The sequence below is a fragment of the Herbidospora cretacea genome, assembly GCF_001570605.1.
Classification (GTDB): Bacteria; Actinomycetota; Actinomycetes; order Streptosporangiales; family Streptosporangiaceae; genus Herbidospora; species Herbidospora cretacea.
The window spans coordinates 41,644-58,969 of sequence record NZ_BBXG01000008.1 but is presented as its reverse complement, the minus strand read 5'-3'; the positions used below and the strand labels follow the sequence as shown (position 1 = coordinate 58,969).

Sequence of the window (17,326 nt, the reverse complement as noted above, 5' to 3'; positions counted from 1 at the left end):
TCTTGACCACGCCCACGATCGGCGTGCTCGCGCTTCAGGGCGACGTCCGCGAGCACGCCCGTGCCCTCGTCCAGTCGGGCGCCGTCACGGTGGCGGTCCGCCGCCCCGAGGAGCTCGACCAGGTCGACGCCCTGGTCATCCCCGGCGGCGAGTCGACCACCATGTGGAAGCTCGCGGTGGCGTTCGAGATGTTCGACCCCATCCAGCAGCGGGTCAAGGCGGGCATGCCCACCTACGGCTCGTGCGCCGGGATGATCATGCTGGCCGACCGCATCGAGGGCGGCATCGAGGGCCAGCAGACCCTCGGCGGCCTCGACATGGTCGTGCGCCGCAACGCCTTCGGGCGCCAGGTCGACTCCTTCGAGTACGATCTGGACCTCCCGGGGATTCAGGGCTTCCGGGCGATCTTCATCCGGGCGCCCTGGGTCGAGTCCGTCGGAAACGATGTCGAAGTGCTGGCCCGCGCCGGGGATAGGATCGTCGCGGTCCGCCAAGGCCCCTTGCTCGCCACCTCGTTCCATCCGGAACTGACCGGCGACGCGCGGGTCCATTCGTATTTCGTTGAGATGGTAAGGGAGCTCTAGCCGATGTCCGGCCACTCCAAATGGGCGACGACGAAGCACAAGAAGGCCGCGCTCGACGCCAAGCGCGGGAAGCTGTTCGCGAAGCTCATCAAGAACATCGAAGTGGCGGCCAGGACCGGTGGCCCCGATCCTGACGGCAACCCGACCCTCTACGACGCCATCACCAAGGCCCGTAAGAGCTCGGTGCCGGTCGACAACATCGAGCGCGCCCGCAAGCGCGGCGGCGGCCTGGAGGCCGGCGGCGCCGACTGGCAGACGATCATGTACGAGGGCTACGGCCCCAGCGGCGTCGCCCTGCTCATCGAGTGCCTCACCGACAACCGCAACCGCGCGGCCTCCGAGGTCCGGGTCGCGCTGACCCGCAACGGCGGCTCGCTGGCCGACCCCAACTCGGTCTCCTACATGTTCAACCGCAAGGGCGTCATCATCGTGCCCAAGCTGGTGTCGGAGACCAAGGCCGGCCGGGTGGAGCTGACCGAGGACCAGGTGCTCGAGGTCGTCCTCGAAGCCGGCGCCGAAGAGGTCAACGACCTCGACGAGTCGTTCGAGATCGTCACCGAGGCCAGCGACCTGGTGCCGGTCCGCAAGGCGCTGCAGGACGCCGGCATCGACTACGACTCGGCCGACAGCAGCTTCATGCCGACGATCAACGTGCCGGTCGACGAGGACGCCGCCCGCAAGGTCTTCAAGCTGATCGACGCGCTCGAGGACAGCGACGACGTCCAGAACGTCTGGGCCAACGCCGACGTCTCCGACGAGATCCTGGCCAAGCTCGACGCCTGAACTCAGGCCTGCGTAGGTTGTGGTCCCGTGGACATCCGTGATCTCGGCGTAGACGATCTCGACGCGGTGCTCGACAACCGCAAGCGGGCCTTCGGGCCGCTCTCGGCGGGCGACGCCGCGATGTGGCGGCGCATGGTCACGCCGCTGGCGGCCCAGGGCCGCTACCTCGGGGTCGTCGACGGCGCCCGGCTGGTCGCCACCGCGCGGATCAACCCGTACACCCAGTGGTGGCACGGCCGCCCGCAGCCCATGGGCGGCGTGGCCGGTGTCACCGTGGCCCCCGAGGACCGGGGGAGGGGCGTCGGCCGTCTGGTGATGGGCGCCGCGCTGGAGCGGTGCGCCGACCTCGGCAACGCGGTCTCGGTGCTCTATCCGGCCACCACGCCCCTCTACCGGAGCATGGGCTGGGAACACGCCGGGACCCGCTCGATCGCGACCCTGCCGACCGAGCTGCTGCGCACGGTCGCGCCCGGCGACCCGGTCAAGCTGCGCCGCATGGGCCCCGCCGACGCCGACGACCTGGTGGCGCTGATCGGCCGCCTCCACGCCGCCGCCCGCGCCTGCGGCCCGCTCTGCTACGACGCCGACACCTGGCGGGTCTGGCTGGCCGACGACGACGACTTCTGCTACCTCGCCGACGACGGCTACGTGATCTACCGCTGGTCGGGCGGCGACATCGAGGTCGACAACCTGGTCGCCGCCTCCGAGGCGACCGCGCGCGCCCTGTGGGGGCTGGTCGGCACCTCCTCGTCGGTCGCCAAGCGGGTCACCGCGACGATCGCGCCCGACGACCCCGTCCTGTGGCTGCTGCGCGAGCGCTCCACCGACGTCGTGGCCTCGACCCGCTGGATGTTCCGCCTCGTCGACGTCGCCGGCGCGATCGCCCGCCGCGGCTACTCCCCGGCGGTGACCGCCTCGGTCCCCTTCGAGCTGACCGACCCCGCCCGCCCCTCGAACAGCGGGCCCTGGCGGCTGGAGGTCGCGGCCGGCGCGGGCGCCCTGACCCCCGGCTCCGGGGGAGGCCCGGCCCTCACGATCAACGGCCTGTCCGCCCTGTACGCCGGTGTCCCCGCCGCCACTCTTCGCATGTCGGGCGCCCTGACCGGGCCGGCCGGGTTCGACGACGCCCTCGACGCCGTGTTCGCGGCGAAGCCGTACCTGCTCGACTACTTCTAGTGTAAGATCGCCGAACACATGTTCGGTAGGAAAGGGGGCCGCCGGTGCGGGTGCTGGGTGTCGACCCCGGGCTCACGCGCTGCGGCGTCGGCGTGGTCGAGGGCCGCCCCGGATCCTCCGTCCGCCTGGTGGCCGTCGGCGTGATCCGCACTCCCGCCGACGACGACATCGGGGCCCGGCTGGTGGCCGTGGAGCGCGGCATCGAGAAGTGGCTCGACGAGACCGCGCCCGACTCGGTGGCCGTGGAGCGGGTGTTCGCGCAGCACAACGTCCGGACCGTCATGGGCACCGCCCAGTCGGCCGCCCTCGCCATCCTCTGCGCCGCCCGGCGCGGCCTGCCGGTGGCGCTGCACACCCCGTCCGAGGTCAAGGCCGCCGTCACCGGCAGCGGCACCGCCGACAAGAAGCAGGTCGGCGCCATGGTCACCCGCATCCTCCGGCTCGACGCCATGCCCAAGCCCGCCGACGCCGCCGACGCCCTGGCCCTCGCGATCTGCCACATCTGGCGCGGGGGAGTGCAGAACCGGCTGGCGACCGCCGTGGCGACCGCCCGGGGCGAACGGGGTCTCCGGTGAGCTCCGGGGCGCCGGGTCCGCGGCCCACACCTCCTAGGAGCCTTTGATGATCGCCTCGGTGTCCGGTCAGGTCACCGCTCTCGCCCCCGACGCCGCCGTGGTCGAGGTCGGCGGGGTGGGGGTCCTCGTCCACTGCACTCCCGGGACGCTCGGGCTGCTGCGGGTGGGGGAGCCCGCCCGGCTGTCGACCTCGCTGGTCGTGCGGGAGGAGTCGCTGACCCTCTACGGGTTCGCCTCCGACGACGAGCGGGTGATCTTCGAGATGCTCCAGACCGCCAGCGGCATCGGGCCCCGGCTCGCGCTGGCGATGCTCGCCGTCCACTCGCCCAACGCGCTGCGGATCGCGGTCGCCTCGGGCGACCTCAAGGCGCTGACGATGGTGCCGGGGATCGGGCAGAAGGGCGCACAGCGCCTCGTCCTGGAGCTCAAGGGCAAGCTGGGCACCCCGGAAGAGGTCGTCAACGCCGCGATCAACGGGCCCGCCCGCGAGGCCGTGTGGCGCGAGCAGGTCCACTCCGGGCTCGTCGGGCTCGGCTACTCGGCGCGCGACGCCGACGACGCCCTCGCGGTGGTCACCCCCGACGCCGAGGCCGAACTGGCCGCCGGGCGGCAGCCCCAGATCGCCCCGCTGCTGAAGGCCGCCCTGCGGGCGCTGAGCGTGCGATGAACGATTCATTCGCGAGCGACGGCTCCTACGAGGTCGAGATCGAGGGCCACTTCGAGCGCGACCTCGTCTCGGCCGACGCGGTGGGTGACGAGCGGCTGATCGAGGCCGCCCTGCGGCCCAAGCGGCTGTCGGAGTTCATCGGGCAGCCCCGGGTCAGGGAGCAGCTCTCCCTGGTCCTCCAGGGGGCGCTGCGGCGCAACCGGCCGCCCGACCACGTGCTGATGAGCGGTCCGCCCGGCCTCGGCAAGACCACCCTCGCCATGATCATCTCAGCCGAGCTGGGGGTGCCGCTCCGGGTCACCTCCGGGCCCGCCCTGGAGCGGGCCGGCGACCTGGCCGCGATCCTGTCCACGCTGTCCGACGGCGAAGTGCTGTTCATCGACGAGATCCACCGCATGGCCCGGCCCGCCGAGGAGATGCTCTACCTCGCGATGGAGGACTTCCGGGTCGACATCGTCGTCGGCAAGGGCCCCGGCGCGACCGCGATCCCGCTCGACGTCGCCCCCTTCACCCTGGTCGGGGCCACCACCCGCGCCGGTCTGCTCCCGGCGCCGCTGCGCGACCGCTTCGGGTTCACCGCCCACATGGACTTCTACGACCAGGCCGAGCTCGAGACCGTCCTGCGCCGCTCGGCCCGGCTGCTCGACGTCGACCTGCCCGACGAGGGGGCCGCCGAGATCGCCGGCCGCTCCCGGGGCACCCCCCGCATCGCCAACCGGCTGCTGCGGCGGGTCCGCGACTTCGCCGAGATCCGCGCCGACGGGCTGATCACCAGGGAGATCGCCGCAGCCGCACTGAATCTTTACGAAGTGGACGCCGAAGGCCTCGACCGGCTCGACCGGGCCGTCCTGGGCGCGCTGCTGCGCAAGTTCGGCGGCGGCCCCGTCGGCCTGTCGACACTCGCCGTAGCCGTCGGCGAGGAGCCCGAGACGGTCGAGGTGGTCGCCGAGCCGTTCCTGGTCCGCCAGGGGCTGCTGGCCCGGACCCCGCGCGGGCGCGTGGCCACAGCCGCCGCCTGGACGCATCTGGGGCTGGTCCCGCCGCCCGACGCGTTCGGGGCGAACCTCGCCCTCGATAACCCACAGTGATGCCGGAAAGGGCCTCAGGGATCACGGAATGGTTGCAATAGGCGGTAAATCGGAACTTTCCCGCGCGGCGGATCGTGGCTTCGTTGCCGGGCTTCTGACAGCTCGCCTACACTGCGTGGCTTGGCTGGGTGGCTAGGCTCGCTGTGTAAGGTGACGTGCCGAGCGTGTGGCCCGGACCGGTGTCCAACCTTGTGTGACCTCCGGCGAATGGCCGGTCATCTCTTCAACGAAGGAGAGCCCCGTGGAAGGGCTTGCGCAGCTACTCCCGATCGTCCTGCTTTTCGTGGTCTTCTACTTCCTGCTCATCCGCCCGCAGCGGAAGAAGCAGCAGGAGGCGGTCGCGATGCAGAACTCGCTCACTGTGGGATCCCGCGTCATGACCACCACGGGTCTCTTCGGCACCGTGGTCGGCTTCGCCGACGAGGATGTCATCCTCGAGGTGGCGCCCGGGGTCGAGACCCGCTGGGTCAAGGCGGCCATCGGCCGCGTCGTCGTCGAGGACCAGCCGGTCGACGACGAGCACCACACCGATGAGACGACCGACGGCGACAACGTCGCGGAAAGCCCGGAGACTGGAGACTCCAGCACCCGCAAGTCCTGAGTACCCTCATTGAAGACCCCTTGACGAAAGACTGACCACCAGTGGCCCCACCGACCAGCAGCCAGATCAAGCCGGGACGCACGCTCCTGCTTCTTCTGGCGATCATCGCCGCCATGGGCGCGGCCGTGGTCCTGCAGAACGCGTTTATCCCGAAGTTCGGTCTCGACCTCGCGGGCGGAACCACAGTCACGCTCTCGCCCGTGACCCTCGACAACAAGGCGCCCTCGCAAGAGAGCCTCGATCGGGCCGTCAACATCATCCGTGACCGCGTCAACGGGCAGGGCATCTCCGACGCCCAGGTCGCGAGGGCCAGTGACAACATCCTGATCCAGATCCCGGGCGCGGGTCAGGAAGAGGCGTTGAAGCTGGTGGCCACCACCGCCGAGCTCCGCTTCCGCCAGGTGCTCGCGGTCGGCCCGGCCCAGGAGCAGCCGGCCGCGCTGCCCAGCGACGCGGCCTCGCCCGCGCCGTCGGGCTCGCTCCCGGCCGTCACGCCGTCGGCCGCCGCCTCGCCCGCGGCCTCCCCGGCCGCCAGCCCGGCGGGCCGCGCCGTCTCGAAGGCCCTGCAGGCGCCCTCGCCGACCGCGAGCGCCCAGCCGTCGGGGGAGAAGAAGAGCAAGAAGGCCGGCGCCGAGCCCAGCCCGGCCGCCTCGTCGCTCGTGACGACGCAGCCCTCGGCCGACCCCAACGCCCAGAGCAGCGACCCGCTGGCCGGGCAGGACCTGTCGGGCATCGACCCGGCCGTCCTGCAGCAGTTCAGGGACCTGAAGTGCACCGCCAACAAGAAGAACGCGGGCGCGGTCGACGACCCCAACAAGCAGTTCGTCGCCTGTGACGAGAGCGGCACCGCCAAGTACATCCTCGACGTGGCCGCCGTGCAGGGTTCGGAGATCAGCTCCGCCTCCTCCGGCCTGCGCCAGGACACCGGCGAGTGGGTCGTCAACCTCGACTTCAAGAGCGCGGGCGCCACGAAGTGGTCCGAGCTCACCAACAAGACCTTCAACAGCCAGCCGCCGCGCAACCAGATCGGCGCGGTGCTCGACGGCGTCGTCGTGACGGCCCCGGTCTCCAACGGCCGCATCACCGGCGGCAAGACCGAGATCTCCGGCAGCTTCACCGCGCAGACGGCGACCGACCTGGCCGACCAGCTCAAATACGGCGCGCTGCCGCTGAAGTTCCAGGTCAGCTCGACCGTGTCGGTCTCCTCGACCCTCGGCGCCGACCAGCTCCGCGGCGGTCTGATCGCGGGCGGCATCGGCCTCGTGATCGTCATGCTCTACCTGCTGCTCTACTACCGCGGCCTCGGCCTGGTGGGCATCGCCAGCCTCCTGGTCGCCACGGTCTTCACCTACCTGCTGGTGGTGGTGCTCAGCGCCAACGCGGGCTTCCGCCTGTCGCTGCCCCACATCATCGGCCTGGTGGTCTCGATCGGCATCACCGCCGACTCCTTCATCGTCTACTTCGAACGCATCCGCGACGAGATGAAGGAGGGCCGGCGCAGCCTGCGCACGGCCGTCGAGGTGGCCTGGAAGCGGGCCCGCCGCACGATCCTCGTGGCCGACGCGGTCATGTTCATCGCGGCCCTGGTGCTCTTCTTCCTGGCCGTGGGTGACGTCGCCGGCTTCGCGTTCGCGATGGGCCTGACGACCGTCATCGACGTCGTGGTGGTGTTCCTCTTCACCAAGCCGCTCATGTCGCTGGTGGCGCGCATGAAGTTCTTCGCCAAGGGCCACCCCTTGTCCGGCCTCGACGCCGAGCGCATGGCGCGCACCGACGCGTCGTCGTCCACCTCGACCCTCCAGGAGGCATGATGGCCGCCGGCCTCGCGCGCCGCCTCTACCGCGGCGACATCGACATCGACTTCGTCGGTAAGCGCAAGCTCTGGTACGGCCTGTCGCTCACGCTGCTGATCGTCTCGATCGCCGGCCTGTTCATCAAGCCGCTCAACATGGGCGTGGAGTTCACCGGCGGCTCGGTCTTCGACTTCACCCGCACGCCCGGCTCGTCCATCGAGCAGGTGCGTGAGGTGGTCGGCTCGGCCGGTCCCCACCAGGTGATCGTCCAGGAGGCCGGGCCGAACTGGCGGGTGACCACCGAGAGCCTCGGCGGCGCCGAGGTGACCAAGGTCCAGCAGACGGTCGCGGGCGAGTACAAGCTCCAGCCCAACGACGTCAGCTCGCAGGTCATCGGGGCGACGTGGGGCGGTGAGGTCTCCAACAAGGCCTGGATCGGCCTGGTCGTCTTCATGTTCGCGATCATGCTCTACCTGAGCATGGCCTTCGAGTGGCGGATGGCGCTGGCGGCGATCGTCGCGCTCATCCACGACCTCGTGATCACGGCCGGCGTCTACGCCTGGTCGGGCTTCGAGGTCACCCCGGCGACCATGCTGGGCTTCCTGACCATCCTCGGTTACTCGCTCTACGACGCGGTCGTCGTGTTCGACATGATCAAGGAGGTCACGACCCCGCTGAAGACGTCGGCGAAGATGACCTACACCCAGGCGGCCAACAACGCCCTCAGCCACACCCTGATCCGGTCGCTCAACACCTCGCTGGTGGCGATCCTGCCGGTGGCGGCGATCCTGTTCATCGGGACCACGCTGCTCGGCGCGGGTGTGCTGAAGGACCTCTCGCTGGCGCTGTTCGTCGGCATGCTCGTCGGCACCTACTCCTCCCTGTGCGTGGCGACGCCGATCCTGGTGTCGCTCAAGGAGCGCGAACCGCAGTGGATCGCCCTCGCCAAGAGGGTGGCCCAGCGCGAGGCCTCCGAGGCCAAGCAGGCCTCCGCCAAGGAGAAGAAGGAACACGCGAAGAAGTAGCTCGCGTCAGGAATCTGCCTGATAGACACGAAACGCCCCGTGGGCGCCCGGGAAGATCGGGGGCCTGCGGGGCGTTCGCTTATCTAAGACGGGTCTTGACCCGTCGGCTTGCTTTCCAGGGCGGGTATGCCTCGCCCCGGCTCGCTTGGGGTAGCCATTAAAGTTGGCAGGTGACCGACTGGATCTCGCTGATCAGGGACATTCCCGACTATCCGCAGCCTGGCATCCTTTTCAAGGACATCACCCCGCTGCTGGCCGACCCGGCCGCGTTCACCGCGGTCGTCGACGACCTGGCCGAGGGGTTCACCTTCGACAAGGTGGTCGGCATCGAGGCCAGGGGTTTCATCCTGGCCGCCCCTGTGGCCCTCAGGAGGGGCGCGGGATTTGTGCCGGTACGCAAGAAGGGCAAACTGCCCGCCGAAACGCTTGAGGCGTCCTACGATCTGGAATACGGCTCGGCGACGATCGAGGTCCACACCGACGCGTTCGCCCCGGGCGAGCGGGTCCTGGTGGTCGACGACGTCCTCGCCACCGGCGGCACCGCGGCCGCCGCGGTCGACCTGGTGCGGCGCGCGGGCGCCGACGTGGTGGCCGTGACGTTCCTGATGGAGCTGTCCTTCCTCCCCGGTAGGGAGAGGCTGCCCGGTCTCGACGTCAGAGCCTTGGTTACCGTTTGACCTACACTGAGTGATCTGGACTCGAATGTGAGGAGTCTGAGTGCCCCGTGATGTGGCCCCCGGAAACGCGCCCGCCGAGACACCCGGCGTGCCGGTTCCCGACGCGCCCAGCGAGACGGCGCCCCCGGAGAAGGGGCCGGCCGTCCGGCGCAGGCTGGGCCGGTTCGGCGGGCAGTGGGGTGCGATGAACCCCGTCCTCGAGCCCCTCTTCAAGACGGTGCGGGCCACTCACCCCAAAGCCGACCTGCGGCTGATCGAGCGCGCCTACGAGACGGCGGCCTACCACCACCGCGACCAGAAGCGGAAGAGCGGCGACCCCTACATCACCCACCCGCTGGCCGTGGCGACGATCCTGGCCGAGCTCGGCACCGACGACGAGACCCTGTGCGCGGCGCTCCTCCACGACACCGTGGAGGACACCGCCTACGGGCTCGACGAGCTGCGGGCCGACTTCGGCGACAACATCGCCCTGCTGGTCGACGGGGTGACCAAGCTCGACAAGGTCAAGTTCGGCGACGCCGCGCAGGCCGAGACGGTCCGCAAGATGGTCGTGGCGATGAGCCGGGACATCCGGGTGTTGGTGATCAAGCTGGCCGACCGGCTCCACAACATGCGCACCATGCGCTACATGCCCGAGCACAAGCGGCAGCAGAAGTCCCGCGAGACGCTGGAGATCTTCGCGCCGCTGGCCCACCGCCTGGGCATGAACACGATCAAGTGGGAGCTGGAGGACCTCGCGTTCACCATGCTCTTCCCCAAGCGCTACGACGAGATCGCCCGCATGGTCTCCGAGCGGGCCCCCCGGCGCGACCTGTTCCTCCAGGAAGTGATCGAGAACGTCCACTCCGACCTGCGGGAGCAGAAGATCCGGGCGACCGTGAAGGGCCGCCCGAAGCACTACTACTCGATCTACCAGAAGATGATCGCCAAGGGCGTCGCCTTCGACGACATCTACGACCTGGTGGGCATCCGCGTCCTGGTCGACACGGTCCGCGACTGCTACGCCGCGCTCGGAACGATCCACGCACGGTGGAACCCGGTGCCCGGCCGGTTCAAGGACTACATCGCGATGCCCAAGTTCAACATGTACCAGTCGCTCCACACGACGGTCATCGGGCCCGAGGGCAAGCCGGTCGAGCTGCAGATCCGCACCCGCGCGATGCACCACCGCGCCGAATACGGCGTCGCCGCCCACTGGAAGTACAAGGAGGAGATGGTCGCCTCCAACCCGGGCGGCAAGGTCAAGGACGTCAACGACATGGCGTGGCTGCGCCAGCTCCTCGACTGGCAGAAGGAGACCTCCGACCCGGGCGAGTTCCTGGAGTCGCTCCGCTTCGACCTGTCGGTCTCCGAGGTGTTCGTCTTCACCCCGCGCGGCCAGGTCATCGCGCTGCCCGACGGCGCCACCCCGGTCGACTTCGCCTACGCCGTCCACACCGAGGTCGGCCACCGCTGCATCGGGGCCCGGGTCAACGGGCGGCTGGTGCCGCTGGAGTCGCGGCTGGGCAACGGCGACACGGTCGAGATCTTCACCTCGAAGTCGCCCGACGCCGGGCCCTCGCGCGACTGGCTGAAGTTCGTCAAGTCGGGGCGGGCCCGCAACAAGATCCGCCAGTGGTTCTCCAAGGAGCGCCGCGAGACCGCGATCGAGGCCGGCAAGGAGGCCATCGGGCGGGCGATGCGCAAGCAGGGCCTGCCGCTCCAGCGGCTCATGTCCGGTGAGGCGCTGCTCGCCCTGGCCAGGGATCTCCACTACCCCGACGTGTCGGCGCTCTACGCGGCCGTCGGCGAGGGTCACATCGCGGCCCAGTCGGTCGTGCAGAAGCTCGTACAGGCGCTGGGAGGGGTGGAAGGGGCCGAGGAGGACATCGCCGAGGCGGCGGTGCCCACGCGGCTCAAGGGGACTCCCAGGGCCGGCACCAACGCGGGTGTCATGGTGGCGGGCGACCCCGACGTGTGGGTGCGCCTGTCGCGCTGCTGCACGCCGGTGCCGGGTGACGAGATCATCGGCTTCGTGACGCGGGGCCACGGCGTGTCGGTCCACCGGGTCGACTGCGCCAACGTGGGGGCGCTCAAGGAGCAGACCGAGCGGCTCGTCGAGGTGGCCTGGTCGCCCGGCGACGACTCGGTGTTCCTGGTGGCGATCCAGGTCGAGGCGCTCGACCGGCCCCGCCTGCTGTCCGACGTGACCCGGACCCTGTCGGACCACCACGTCAACATCCTGTCGGCGTCGGTGACGACCTCGCGCGACCGGGTGGCGGTCAGCAAGTTCACCTTCGAGATGGGCGACCCCAAGCACCTGGGCCACGTGCTCAAGACGGTGCGCAACATCCCGGGCGTCTACGACGTCTACCGGGTGACCAGCGGCGCCTGACCGGAAACCGGTCAGGCGCCGCCGGCCCGGGTGTCACGAGAACTCGGCGAGCGTGCGCTCGGCCTCCTCGAGCCAGGAGCGGCGGGCCGCGATGCCCTCTTCGGCGTCCTTGGCCTGCTTGCTGCCCGGCTGGGCCTTGGCCAGGCGGGTCTCCAGCTGCTCGATCGAACGGCGGAGCTGGTTGACCGTGTCCTGGGCACGCGCGCGGGCCTCGGGGTTGGAGCGCTTCCACTCCGTCTCCTCGGCCTTGCGGACCGCGTCGTCGATCTTCCGCAGCCCGCCCTCGAGCCGGTCACGCTGCTCGCGCGGCACCGGCCCGACGGCTTCCCACCGCTCGACCAGGGCCCGGAGCTGCCCGCGCGCCGCGCGGACGTCGGTCACCGGGAGGATCTTCTCCGCCTCGACGAGCAGCAGCTCCTTGGCCTCGGCGTTGGCCGAGAACGACGCGTCGCGCTCGGCGAACACCGCGGACCTGGCCTGGAAGAACTGGTCCTGGGACGCCTTGAACCGGTTCCACAGCTCGTCCTCGGACTCGCGGGAGGCCCGGCCGGCCGCCTTCCAGCGGCGCATGAGCTCGCGGTAGGCCGCGGCCGTGGCGTTCCACTCGGTCGAGGACGAGAGCTGCTCGGCCTCGGCGACGATGCGCTCCTTCTCGGACCGCACCTGGTCGCGCTGCTCGTCGAGCGAGGAGAAATAGGCCTTGCGGCGCTTGGCGAAGGCCGTGCGGGCCGTGGACAGGCGCTTCCACAGCGCCGCCTCGGTCGCCCGGTCGATCCGCTCGGCCGCCTTCCACTCCTCGACGAGCTGGCGCAGCCGCTCGCCGCCGGACTTCCAGTGGGTGGCGTCCTCGGCGATGCGCTCGGCCTCGCCGACGATCCGCTCCTTGATGTCCTTGGCCTGGGAGCGGGCGACCTCGCGGGCCGCCTTCACCTCTTCGCGGCGCTTGCCCACGATCTCGGTCAGGGCCTGGAGACGGTCGTTGAGCGAGTCGAGGTCACCGACCGCGTTCGCCCCCGTGATCGCCTCGCGCAGCTTCACGATGCCGGCCTCCGCCTGAGCGGGCGGCAGATCGGTGCCCTTCACCCGCTGCTCGAGGAGCTGCACCTGACCGGCGAGCTCGTCGAACTTGCGGTGGTAGTAGGCCAGCGCCTCTTCCGGTTCGCCGGCCTGCCAGGACCCGACGGCCCGTTCTCCCTCAGCCGTACGCACGTAGACGGTGCCGTCGTCGTCTACCCGGCCCCACGGGTCGGTGGTCACCGTGTCCTCCCGCACTCGAATCAGCCTCCAGGGCGTTTAGCCCTTGGTTGTATTACGTCAGCTCTTGCCGGTAATTGTCACGTCTTTGATTTCCACGGCCTGCTTCGGCGCTCCGTCGCCGCCGCCGCCCTCGACGCCCGCCTTGGCCACCTTGTCGACGACGTCCAGGCCCTTGGTGATGGTGCCGAAGGGCGTGTACGAGTCGGGCAGGGTGTCGGTCTCATCGCCGTAGACGATGAAGAACTGGCTGCCGTTGGTGTTCGGGCCGCTGTTGGCCATGGCCAGGACACCGCGCTTGTAGGCGGCGCCCTCCAGGTTCTCGTCCACGAAGCGGTAGCCGGGGCCGCCGCTGCCGGTGGCGGTCGGGTCGCCGCACTGGAGGACCTTGATGCCCTCGGTGGTGAGGCGGTGGCACTTCGTGTTGTCGAAGTAGCCCTTGCTCGCCAGGTGGGTGAACGAGCCGACCGTGCAGGGGGCCTTGGCCCCGTCGAGGTCGGCCTGGATGACGCCCAGGTTGGTGTCGATCTTCATGACCGCCGGAGCCGCGGCGACCTTGGGGTCGGGCTTGCCGACGTCCTTGGCCCCGCCCGCCGGGTCGCTCACGTAGTCGCACCGGCCGGTGCCCTTGTCGTAGGGCAGCGGCTGGGCGGGGGCCGCCGCGGCGCTCTCGGCCGGGTTGGCCGACGCCGAGGCCGCCGCCGTGGCCGGATCGTCGTCGTTCCCTCCCGTGAGGAAGATCGCCGCGGCGACGATGCCGGCGACGACGACCACGACGCCGGCGGTGGTCCCGATGGCGGCGGTGCGCTTCGCCGCGCGTTCACGTTGGAGGCGTGCGGCCTGCTGGCGCTCGTGGTGTTCGCGCGCGAGTTGCTTCTGCCGGTCCTTCCCGGTGACCACTTCGTCCTCCCGACTGTCCAAGAATGACTATTGAGGTGGGCGAATCGTATCGGCACACAGGTATTGGTTCGCAGCCCGCCGACCCGCACCGGTACCCTTCGGTTACATTCGCTCGCTCATTCCTTTGAGACATCGAGGCCGCTCCGTTGTTGATCGCAGGGTTCCCAGCCGGGTCATTCCAGGCCAACTGCTACGTCGTCGCGCCGGCCGCGGGCGAGGAATGCGTGGTCGTCGACCCAGGTCAGAACGCTGAAGAGGGCCTCGACGAGCTGATCCGCGAGCACCGGCTGAAGCCGGTCGCGGTGGTCCTGACCCATGGGCACATCGACCACATCTGGTCGGTCGGTCCGGTTTGCGGCGCTCGTGAAATTCCTGCCTGGATTCATCCGGATGATCGGGTTTTGCTGAGCGATCCGGGCCGTGGCTTCGGCTCCATGAGCAAGCAGATGTTCGGCGGGCTGGAGTTCAGCGAGCCCGACGACGTCCGCGAGCTCGCCGACGGCGCCGTCCTGGAGCTGGCCGGTCTCGAACTGGTCGTCGACCACCGGCCGGGCCATACCGGCGGGTCGGTGACCTTCAGGCTCGACCGGGAACAGGTGCTGTTCACGGGCGACCTGCTGTTCAGAGACTCCATCGGCCGCACCGATCTGCCGGGCGGCGACCACACCGCGATGCTGAGCAGCCTTTCCAAGACGTTGACGCTGCCGGACGAAACGGTGGTTCTCCCCGGTCACGGACCCCAGACGACCATCGGCCGCGAGCGCGCCTCGAACCCCTTCTTGAAGGACGCGGCGCCCGGCCCGACCCGAGGACTGTAATGAGCTTCCAGGCGCCCAAGGGCGTTAGTGAATACGCGCCGCCCCGCTCGGCGGCCTTCCGGCGGGCGATCGACACCTTCGCCGCCGCGGTGACCAAGGCGGGCTACGGCTACCTCGAACTCCCGGTGTTCGAGGACACCCAGCTCTACGCGCGCGGCGTCGGCGAGTCGACCGACGTCGTGACCAAGGAGATGTACACCTTCCAGGACCGGGGCGGCCGTTCGGTCACCCTGCGCCCCGAGTTCACCGCCGGCGTGCTGCGGTCGGTGCTGGAGAACGGGCTGCACCACGGCCAGCTGCCCGCGAAGGTCTGGGCCGTCGGCCCCGCCTTCCGCTACGAGCGGCCCCAGGCCGGGCGCTACCGGCAGTTCTACCAGGTCGACCTCGAGGCGATCGGCAGCGACGACCCGCTGGTCGACGCCGAGACGATCGCCATCGCATGGGACTGGTACCAGCAGCTGGGCCTCCAGCGGCTGACGCTGCTGCTGAACACCCTCGGCTGCGCCGAGTGCCGCCCGATCTACCGCGCCGCGCTGCAGGACTTCCTGCGCGCCCTCGACCTCGACGAGGCCACCCGCGCCCGCGTCGAGATCAACCCGCTGCGCGTCCTCGACGACAAGCGGCCCGAGGTGAAGGCCCAGCTCGAAGGGGCGCCGCTGGTCACCGACCACCTGTGCGCCTCCTGCAAGGCCCACCACGACCAGGTGCGCACCGCCCTGGCCGACCTGTCGATCCCGTGGACCGACAACCCGCGCCTGGTGCGCGGCCTCGACTACTACACCCGCACCACCTTCGAGTTCGACCACCCGCTGCTGGGGGCGCAGTCGGCGGTCGGCGGGGGCGGCCGCTACGACGGGCTCTCCGAGTCCATCGGCGGGCCGCCGCTGCCCGGCATCGGCTTCGGGCTCGGCCTCGACCGCACCGTGCTGGCCATGGAGGCCGAGGAGGTCGCCGCGGCGGCCGTCTCCTCGGTCGGCGTCTTCGCGGTGCCCCTGGGAGAGGAGGCCCGTCGCCGGGCGTTCGCGCTGCTCACGGAGCTGCGCCGGGCGGGCCTGTCGGCCGACATGGCCTACGGGTCCCGGGGGCTGAAGGGCGCCATGAAGGCGGCGTCGAAGTCCGGGGCCAGGTTCGCGCTCATCCTCGGTGAGCGCGACCTGGAGGCGGGGGCCGTACAGCTGAAGGACCTGGAAACCGCTGAACAGACCGAGGTGTCCCTCGCCTCGATCGTCGACACCCTGAAAGGGAAACTCTTGTGATCCGCACCCACCAGGCCGGGACGTTGCGCCCCGAGCACGCCGGCCAACAGGTGACGCTGGCCGGATGGGTCGCCCGTCGTCGTGACCACGGCGGCGTGGTCTTCATCGACCTGCGCGACTCCTCCGGCTCCGCCCAGGTCGTCTTCCGCGAGGAGGACGACGCCCACGGCCTGCGCTCCGAATACTGCGTGAAGGTCGTCGGAGAGGTCCGGGTGCGGCCCGACGGCAACGAGAACCCCGACCTGCCCACCGGCGGGATCGAGGTCGTGGCCACCCAGGTCGAGGTGCTGAGCGAGGCGGCCCCGCTGCCGTTCCCGATCGAGGGCGCCTCCGGCGTGTCCGAGGAGGCCCGGCTCAAGTACCGCTACCTCGACATCCGCCGCCAGCAGCTCGGCGACGCGCTGCGCATCCGGTCGAAGGCGACCTACCTGGTCAACGAGGTGATGAACGAGCGCGGGTTCGTCTACGTCGAGACGCCGAACCTGACCCGTTCGACCCCCGAGGGCGCCCGCGACTTCCTGGTGCCGGTCCGGCTCCAGCCGGGCAACTGGTACGCCCTGCCCCAGTCGCCCCAGCTGTTCAAGCAGCTCCTCATGGTGGCCGGGCTGGAGCGCTACTACCAGCTCACCAAGTGCTTCCGCGACGAGGACCTGCGGGCCGACCGGCAGCCCGAGTTCACCCAGATCGACATCGAGATGTCGTTCGTCGACCAGGACGACGTCATGGAGCTCGGCGAGGCGATCATCGGGCGGGTGTGGAAGGAGACGATCGGCTACGAGCTGCCCTCCCCGCTGCCCCGGATGACCTATGCCGACGCCATGGCCCGTTTCGGCTCCGACAAGCCCGACCTGCGGTTCGGCTGCGAGCTGGTCGACCTGACCGAGTTCTTCAAGGACACCACGTTCCGGGTCTTCCAGAACGAGTACGTCGGCGCGGTCGTCATGCCGGGCGGGGCCTCGCAGACCCGCAAGGAGCTCGACGGCTGGCAGGACTGGGCCAAGTCGCGCGGCGCGCGCGGGCTCGCCTACGTGCTCGTCCAGGAGGACGGGTTCGGCGGCCCGGTGGCCAAGAACCTGTCCGAGACCGAGATCGCGGGCCTGCGTGAGGCGACCGGCGCCGAGGTCGGCGACGCGATCTTCTTCGCCGCCGGGGCCCGGCACGCCTCGCGTGAGCTGCTCGGCGCGGCTCGGCTGGAGATCGGCCGCCGCAAGGAGCTGATCGACGAGTCGCAGTGGTCGTTCCTGTGGGTGGTCGACGCGCCCATGTTCGAGGACGACGGCGAGGGCGGCTGGACGGCCGTCCACCACCCCTTCACCGGCCCCAAGCCCGAGTGGAACGACAACTTCCAGGACCACCCGGGCGAGGCCCTGGCCTACGCCTACGACATGGTCTGCAACGGCATGGAGATCGGCGGCGGCTCGATCCGGATCCACCGCGCCGAGATGCAGCAGCGGGTCTTCGACGTGCTGGGCATCTCCAAGGAGGAGGCCGAGAGCAAGTTCGGCTTCCTGCTGGAGGCGTTCAAGTACGGCCCGCCGCCGCACGGCGGCATCGCCTACGGCTGGGACCGGGTCTGCATGCTGCTGGCGGGCGGTGAGTCGATCCGCGACGTGATCGCCTTCCCGAAGACCGCCTCCGGCTTCGACCCGCTGACCGCCGCGCCGACGCCGATCACCCCGGCGCAGCGCAAGGAGGCGGGCGTGGACGCCACGCCCAAGGCCTAGCAAAGCGAAAGGGCCGGTCCGTAAGGACCGG

General features: G+C 70.2%; 16 protein-coding genes. 14 read left to right on the top strand and 2 right to left on the bottom strand.

Annotated features, from left to right (window positions below; all coding sequences use genetic code 11):
• Nucleotides 1–2: 2 nt before the first annotated feature.
• From pdxT to AW270_RS17155, 11 genes are all read left to right on the top strand, one after another.
• Nucleotides 3–584: a pyridoxal 5'-phosphate synthase glutaminase subunit PdxT gene (gene pdxT, locus AW270_RS17205; protein ID WP_061295361.1), complete on the top strand. Its 582-nt coding sequence runs from the start codon at nt 3–5 to the stop codon at nt 582–584.
• A gap of 3 nt (nt 585–587) precedes the next feature.
• Nucleotides 588–1,367, top strand: a complete 780-nt coding sequence (locus AW270_RS17200) for a YebC/PmpR family DNA-binding transcriptional regulator (protein ID WP_061295360.1) — start codon at nt 588–590, stop codon at nt 1,365–1,367.
• Between the two features lie 27 nt (nt 1,368–1,394).
• Nucleotides 1,395–2,543: a GNAT family N-acetyltransferase gene (locus tag AW270_RS17195; protein ID WP_061295359.1), complete on the top strand. Its 1,149-nt coding sequence runs from the start codon at nt 1,395–1,397 to the stop codon at nt 2,541–2,543.
• Between the two features lie 44 nt (nt 2,544–2,587).
• Nucleotides 2,588–3,118 carry a crossover junction endodeoxyribonuclease RuvC gene (ruvC, locus tag AW270_RS17190; RefSeq protein ID WP_061295358.1) on the top strand — a complete coding sequence of 177 codons (531 nt, stop codon included), beginning with the start codon at nt 2,588–2,590 and terminating at the stop codon, nt 3,116–3,118.
• A gap of 46 nt (nt 3,119–3,164) precedes the next feature.
• Nucleotides 3,165–3,785 carry a Holliday junction branch migration protein RuvA gene (gene ruvA / locus AW270_RS17185; protein WP_061295357.1) on the top strand — a complete coding sequence of 207 codons (621 nt, stop codon included), beginning with the start codon at nt 3,165–3,167 and terminating at the stop codon, nt 3,783–3,785.
• Complete coding sequence (gene ruvB, locus AW270_RS17180) at nt 3,782–4,873, top strand: Holliday junction branch migration DNA helicase RuvB (RefSeq protein WP_061295356.1); 1,092 nt, start codon at nt 3,782–3,784, stop codon at nt 4,871–4,873. The genes ruvA and ruvB overlap by 4 nt, the downstream gene beginning before the upstream one ends.
• Nucleotides 4,874–5,114: 241 nt before the next feature.
• Entirely contained in the window at nt 5,115–5,474 is a 360-nt protein-coding gene (gene yajC / locus AW270_RS17175; RefSeq protein WP_157522144.1) for a preprotein translocase subunit YajC, read from the top strand.
• A gap of 41 nt (nt 5,475–5,515) precedes the next feature.
• On the top strand, nt 5,516–7,285 hold the full coding sequence (secD, locus tag AW270_RS17170) for a protein translocase subunit SecD (RefSeq protein WP_369408992.1): 1,770 nt from the start codon (nt 5,516–5,518) through the stop codon (nt 7,283–7,285).
• Nucleotides 7,285–8,292, top strand: coding sequence for a protein translocase subunit SecF (gene secF / locus AW270_RS17165; protein WP_061295355.1), 1,008 nt, complete (start codon nt 7,285–7,287; stop codon nt 8,290–8,292). The genes secD and secF overlap by 1 nt, the downstream gene beginning before the upstream one ends.
• Nucleotides 8,293–8,462: 170 nt before the next feature.
• Nucleotides 8,463–8,969 (top strand): adenine phosphoribosyltransferase, encoded by a 507-nt coding sequence (locus tag AW270_RS17160; protein ID WP_061295354.1) that lies wholly within the window; start codon nt 8,463–8,465, stop codon nt 8,967–8,969.
• Nucleotides 8,970–9,153: 184 nt separating this feature from the next.
• Complete coding sequence (locus AW270_RS17155; protein ID WP_157522214.1) at nt 9,154–11,343, top strand: RelA/SpoT family protein; 2,190 nt, start codon at nt 9,154–9,156, stop codon at nt 11,341–11,343.
• A gap of 33 nt (nt 11,344–11,376) precedes the next feature.
• On the opposite strand, the gene AW270_RS17150 is transcribed toward AW270_RS17155, so the two are convergent.
• Together AW270_RS17150 and AW270_RS17145 are read right to left on the bottom strand one after the other, a co-directional pair.
• Nucleotides 11,377–12,615 (bottom strand): DUF349 domain-containing protein, encoded by a 1,239-nt coding sequence (locus AW270_RS17150; RefSeq protein ID WP_245674739.1) that lies wholly within the window; start codon nt 12,613–12,615, stop codon nt 11,377–11,379.
• 42 nt (nt 12,616–12,657) lie between these two features.
• On the bottom strand, nt 12,658–13,497 hold the full coding sequence (locus tag AW270_RS17145) for a peptidylprolyl isomerase (RefSeq protein ID WP_061295352.1): 840 nt from the start codon (nt 13,495–13,497) through the stop codon (nt 12,658–12,660).
• Nucleotides 13,498–13,643: 146 nt separating this feature from the next.
• Between AW270_RS17145 and AW270_RS17140 the strand changes: the two genes are divergently transcribed.
• Genes AW270_RS17140 through aspS form a run of 3 tightly spaced genes read left to right on the top strand, consistent with a single transcriptional unit; the run spans nt 13,644 to nt 17,295 of the window.
• Nucleotides 13,644–14,315 (top strand): MBL fold metallo-hydrolase, encoded by a 672-nt coding sequence (locus AW270_RS17140; RefSeq protein WP_061295351.1) that lies wholly within the window; start codon nt 13,644–13,646, stop codon nt 14,313–14,315.
• Nucleotides 14,315–15,571 (top strand): histidine--tRNA ligase, encoded by a 1,257-nt coding sequence (hisS, locus tag AW270_RS17135; RefSeq protein WP_061295350.1) that lies wholly within the window; start codon nt 14,315–14,317, stop codon nt 15,569–15,571. Before AW270_RS17140 ends, hisS begins: the two co-directional genes overlap by 1 nt.
• Nucleotides 15,568–17,295 (top strand): aspartate--tRNA ligase, encoded by a 1,728-nt coding sequence (gene aspS, locus AW270_RS17130; RefSeq protein ID WP_061295349.1) that lies wholly within the window; start codon nt 15,568–15,570, stop codon nt 17,293–17,295. Before hisS ends, aspS begins: the two co-directional genes overlap by 4 nt.
• The last annotated feature ends 31 nt before the right edge of the window (nt 17,296–17,326 follow it).

Bases quoted from the DNA above. Each gene is read 5' to 3' on its own strand.
- AW270_RS17155 (WP_157522214.1), top strand. From the start codon at position 9,154: ATGAACCCCGTCCTCGAGCCCCTCTTCAAGACGGTGCGGGCCACTCAC.
- hisS (WP_061295350.1), top strand. From the start codon at position 14,315: ATGAGCTTCCAGGCGCCCAAGGGCGTTAGTGAATACGCGCCGCCCCGC.
- ruvA (WP_061295357.1), top strand. From the start codon at position 3,165: ATGATCGCCTCGGTGTCCGGTCAGGTCACCGCTCTCGCCCCCGACGCC.
- secF (WP_061295355.1), top strand. From the start codon at position 7,285: ATGGCCGCCGGCCTCGCGCGCCGCCTCTACCGCGGCGACATCGACATC.
- AW270_RS17200 (WP_061295360.1), top strand. From the start codon at position 588: ATGTCCGGCCACTCCAAATGGGCGACGACGAAGCACAAGAAGGCCGCG.
- ruvB (WP_061295356.1), top strand. From the start codon at position 3,782: ATGAACGATTCATTCGCGAGCGACGGCTCCTACGAGGTCGAGATCGAG.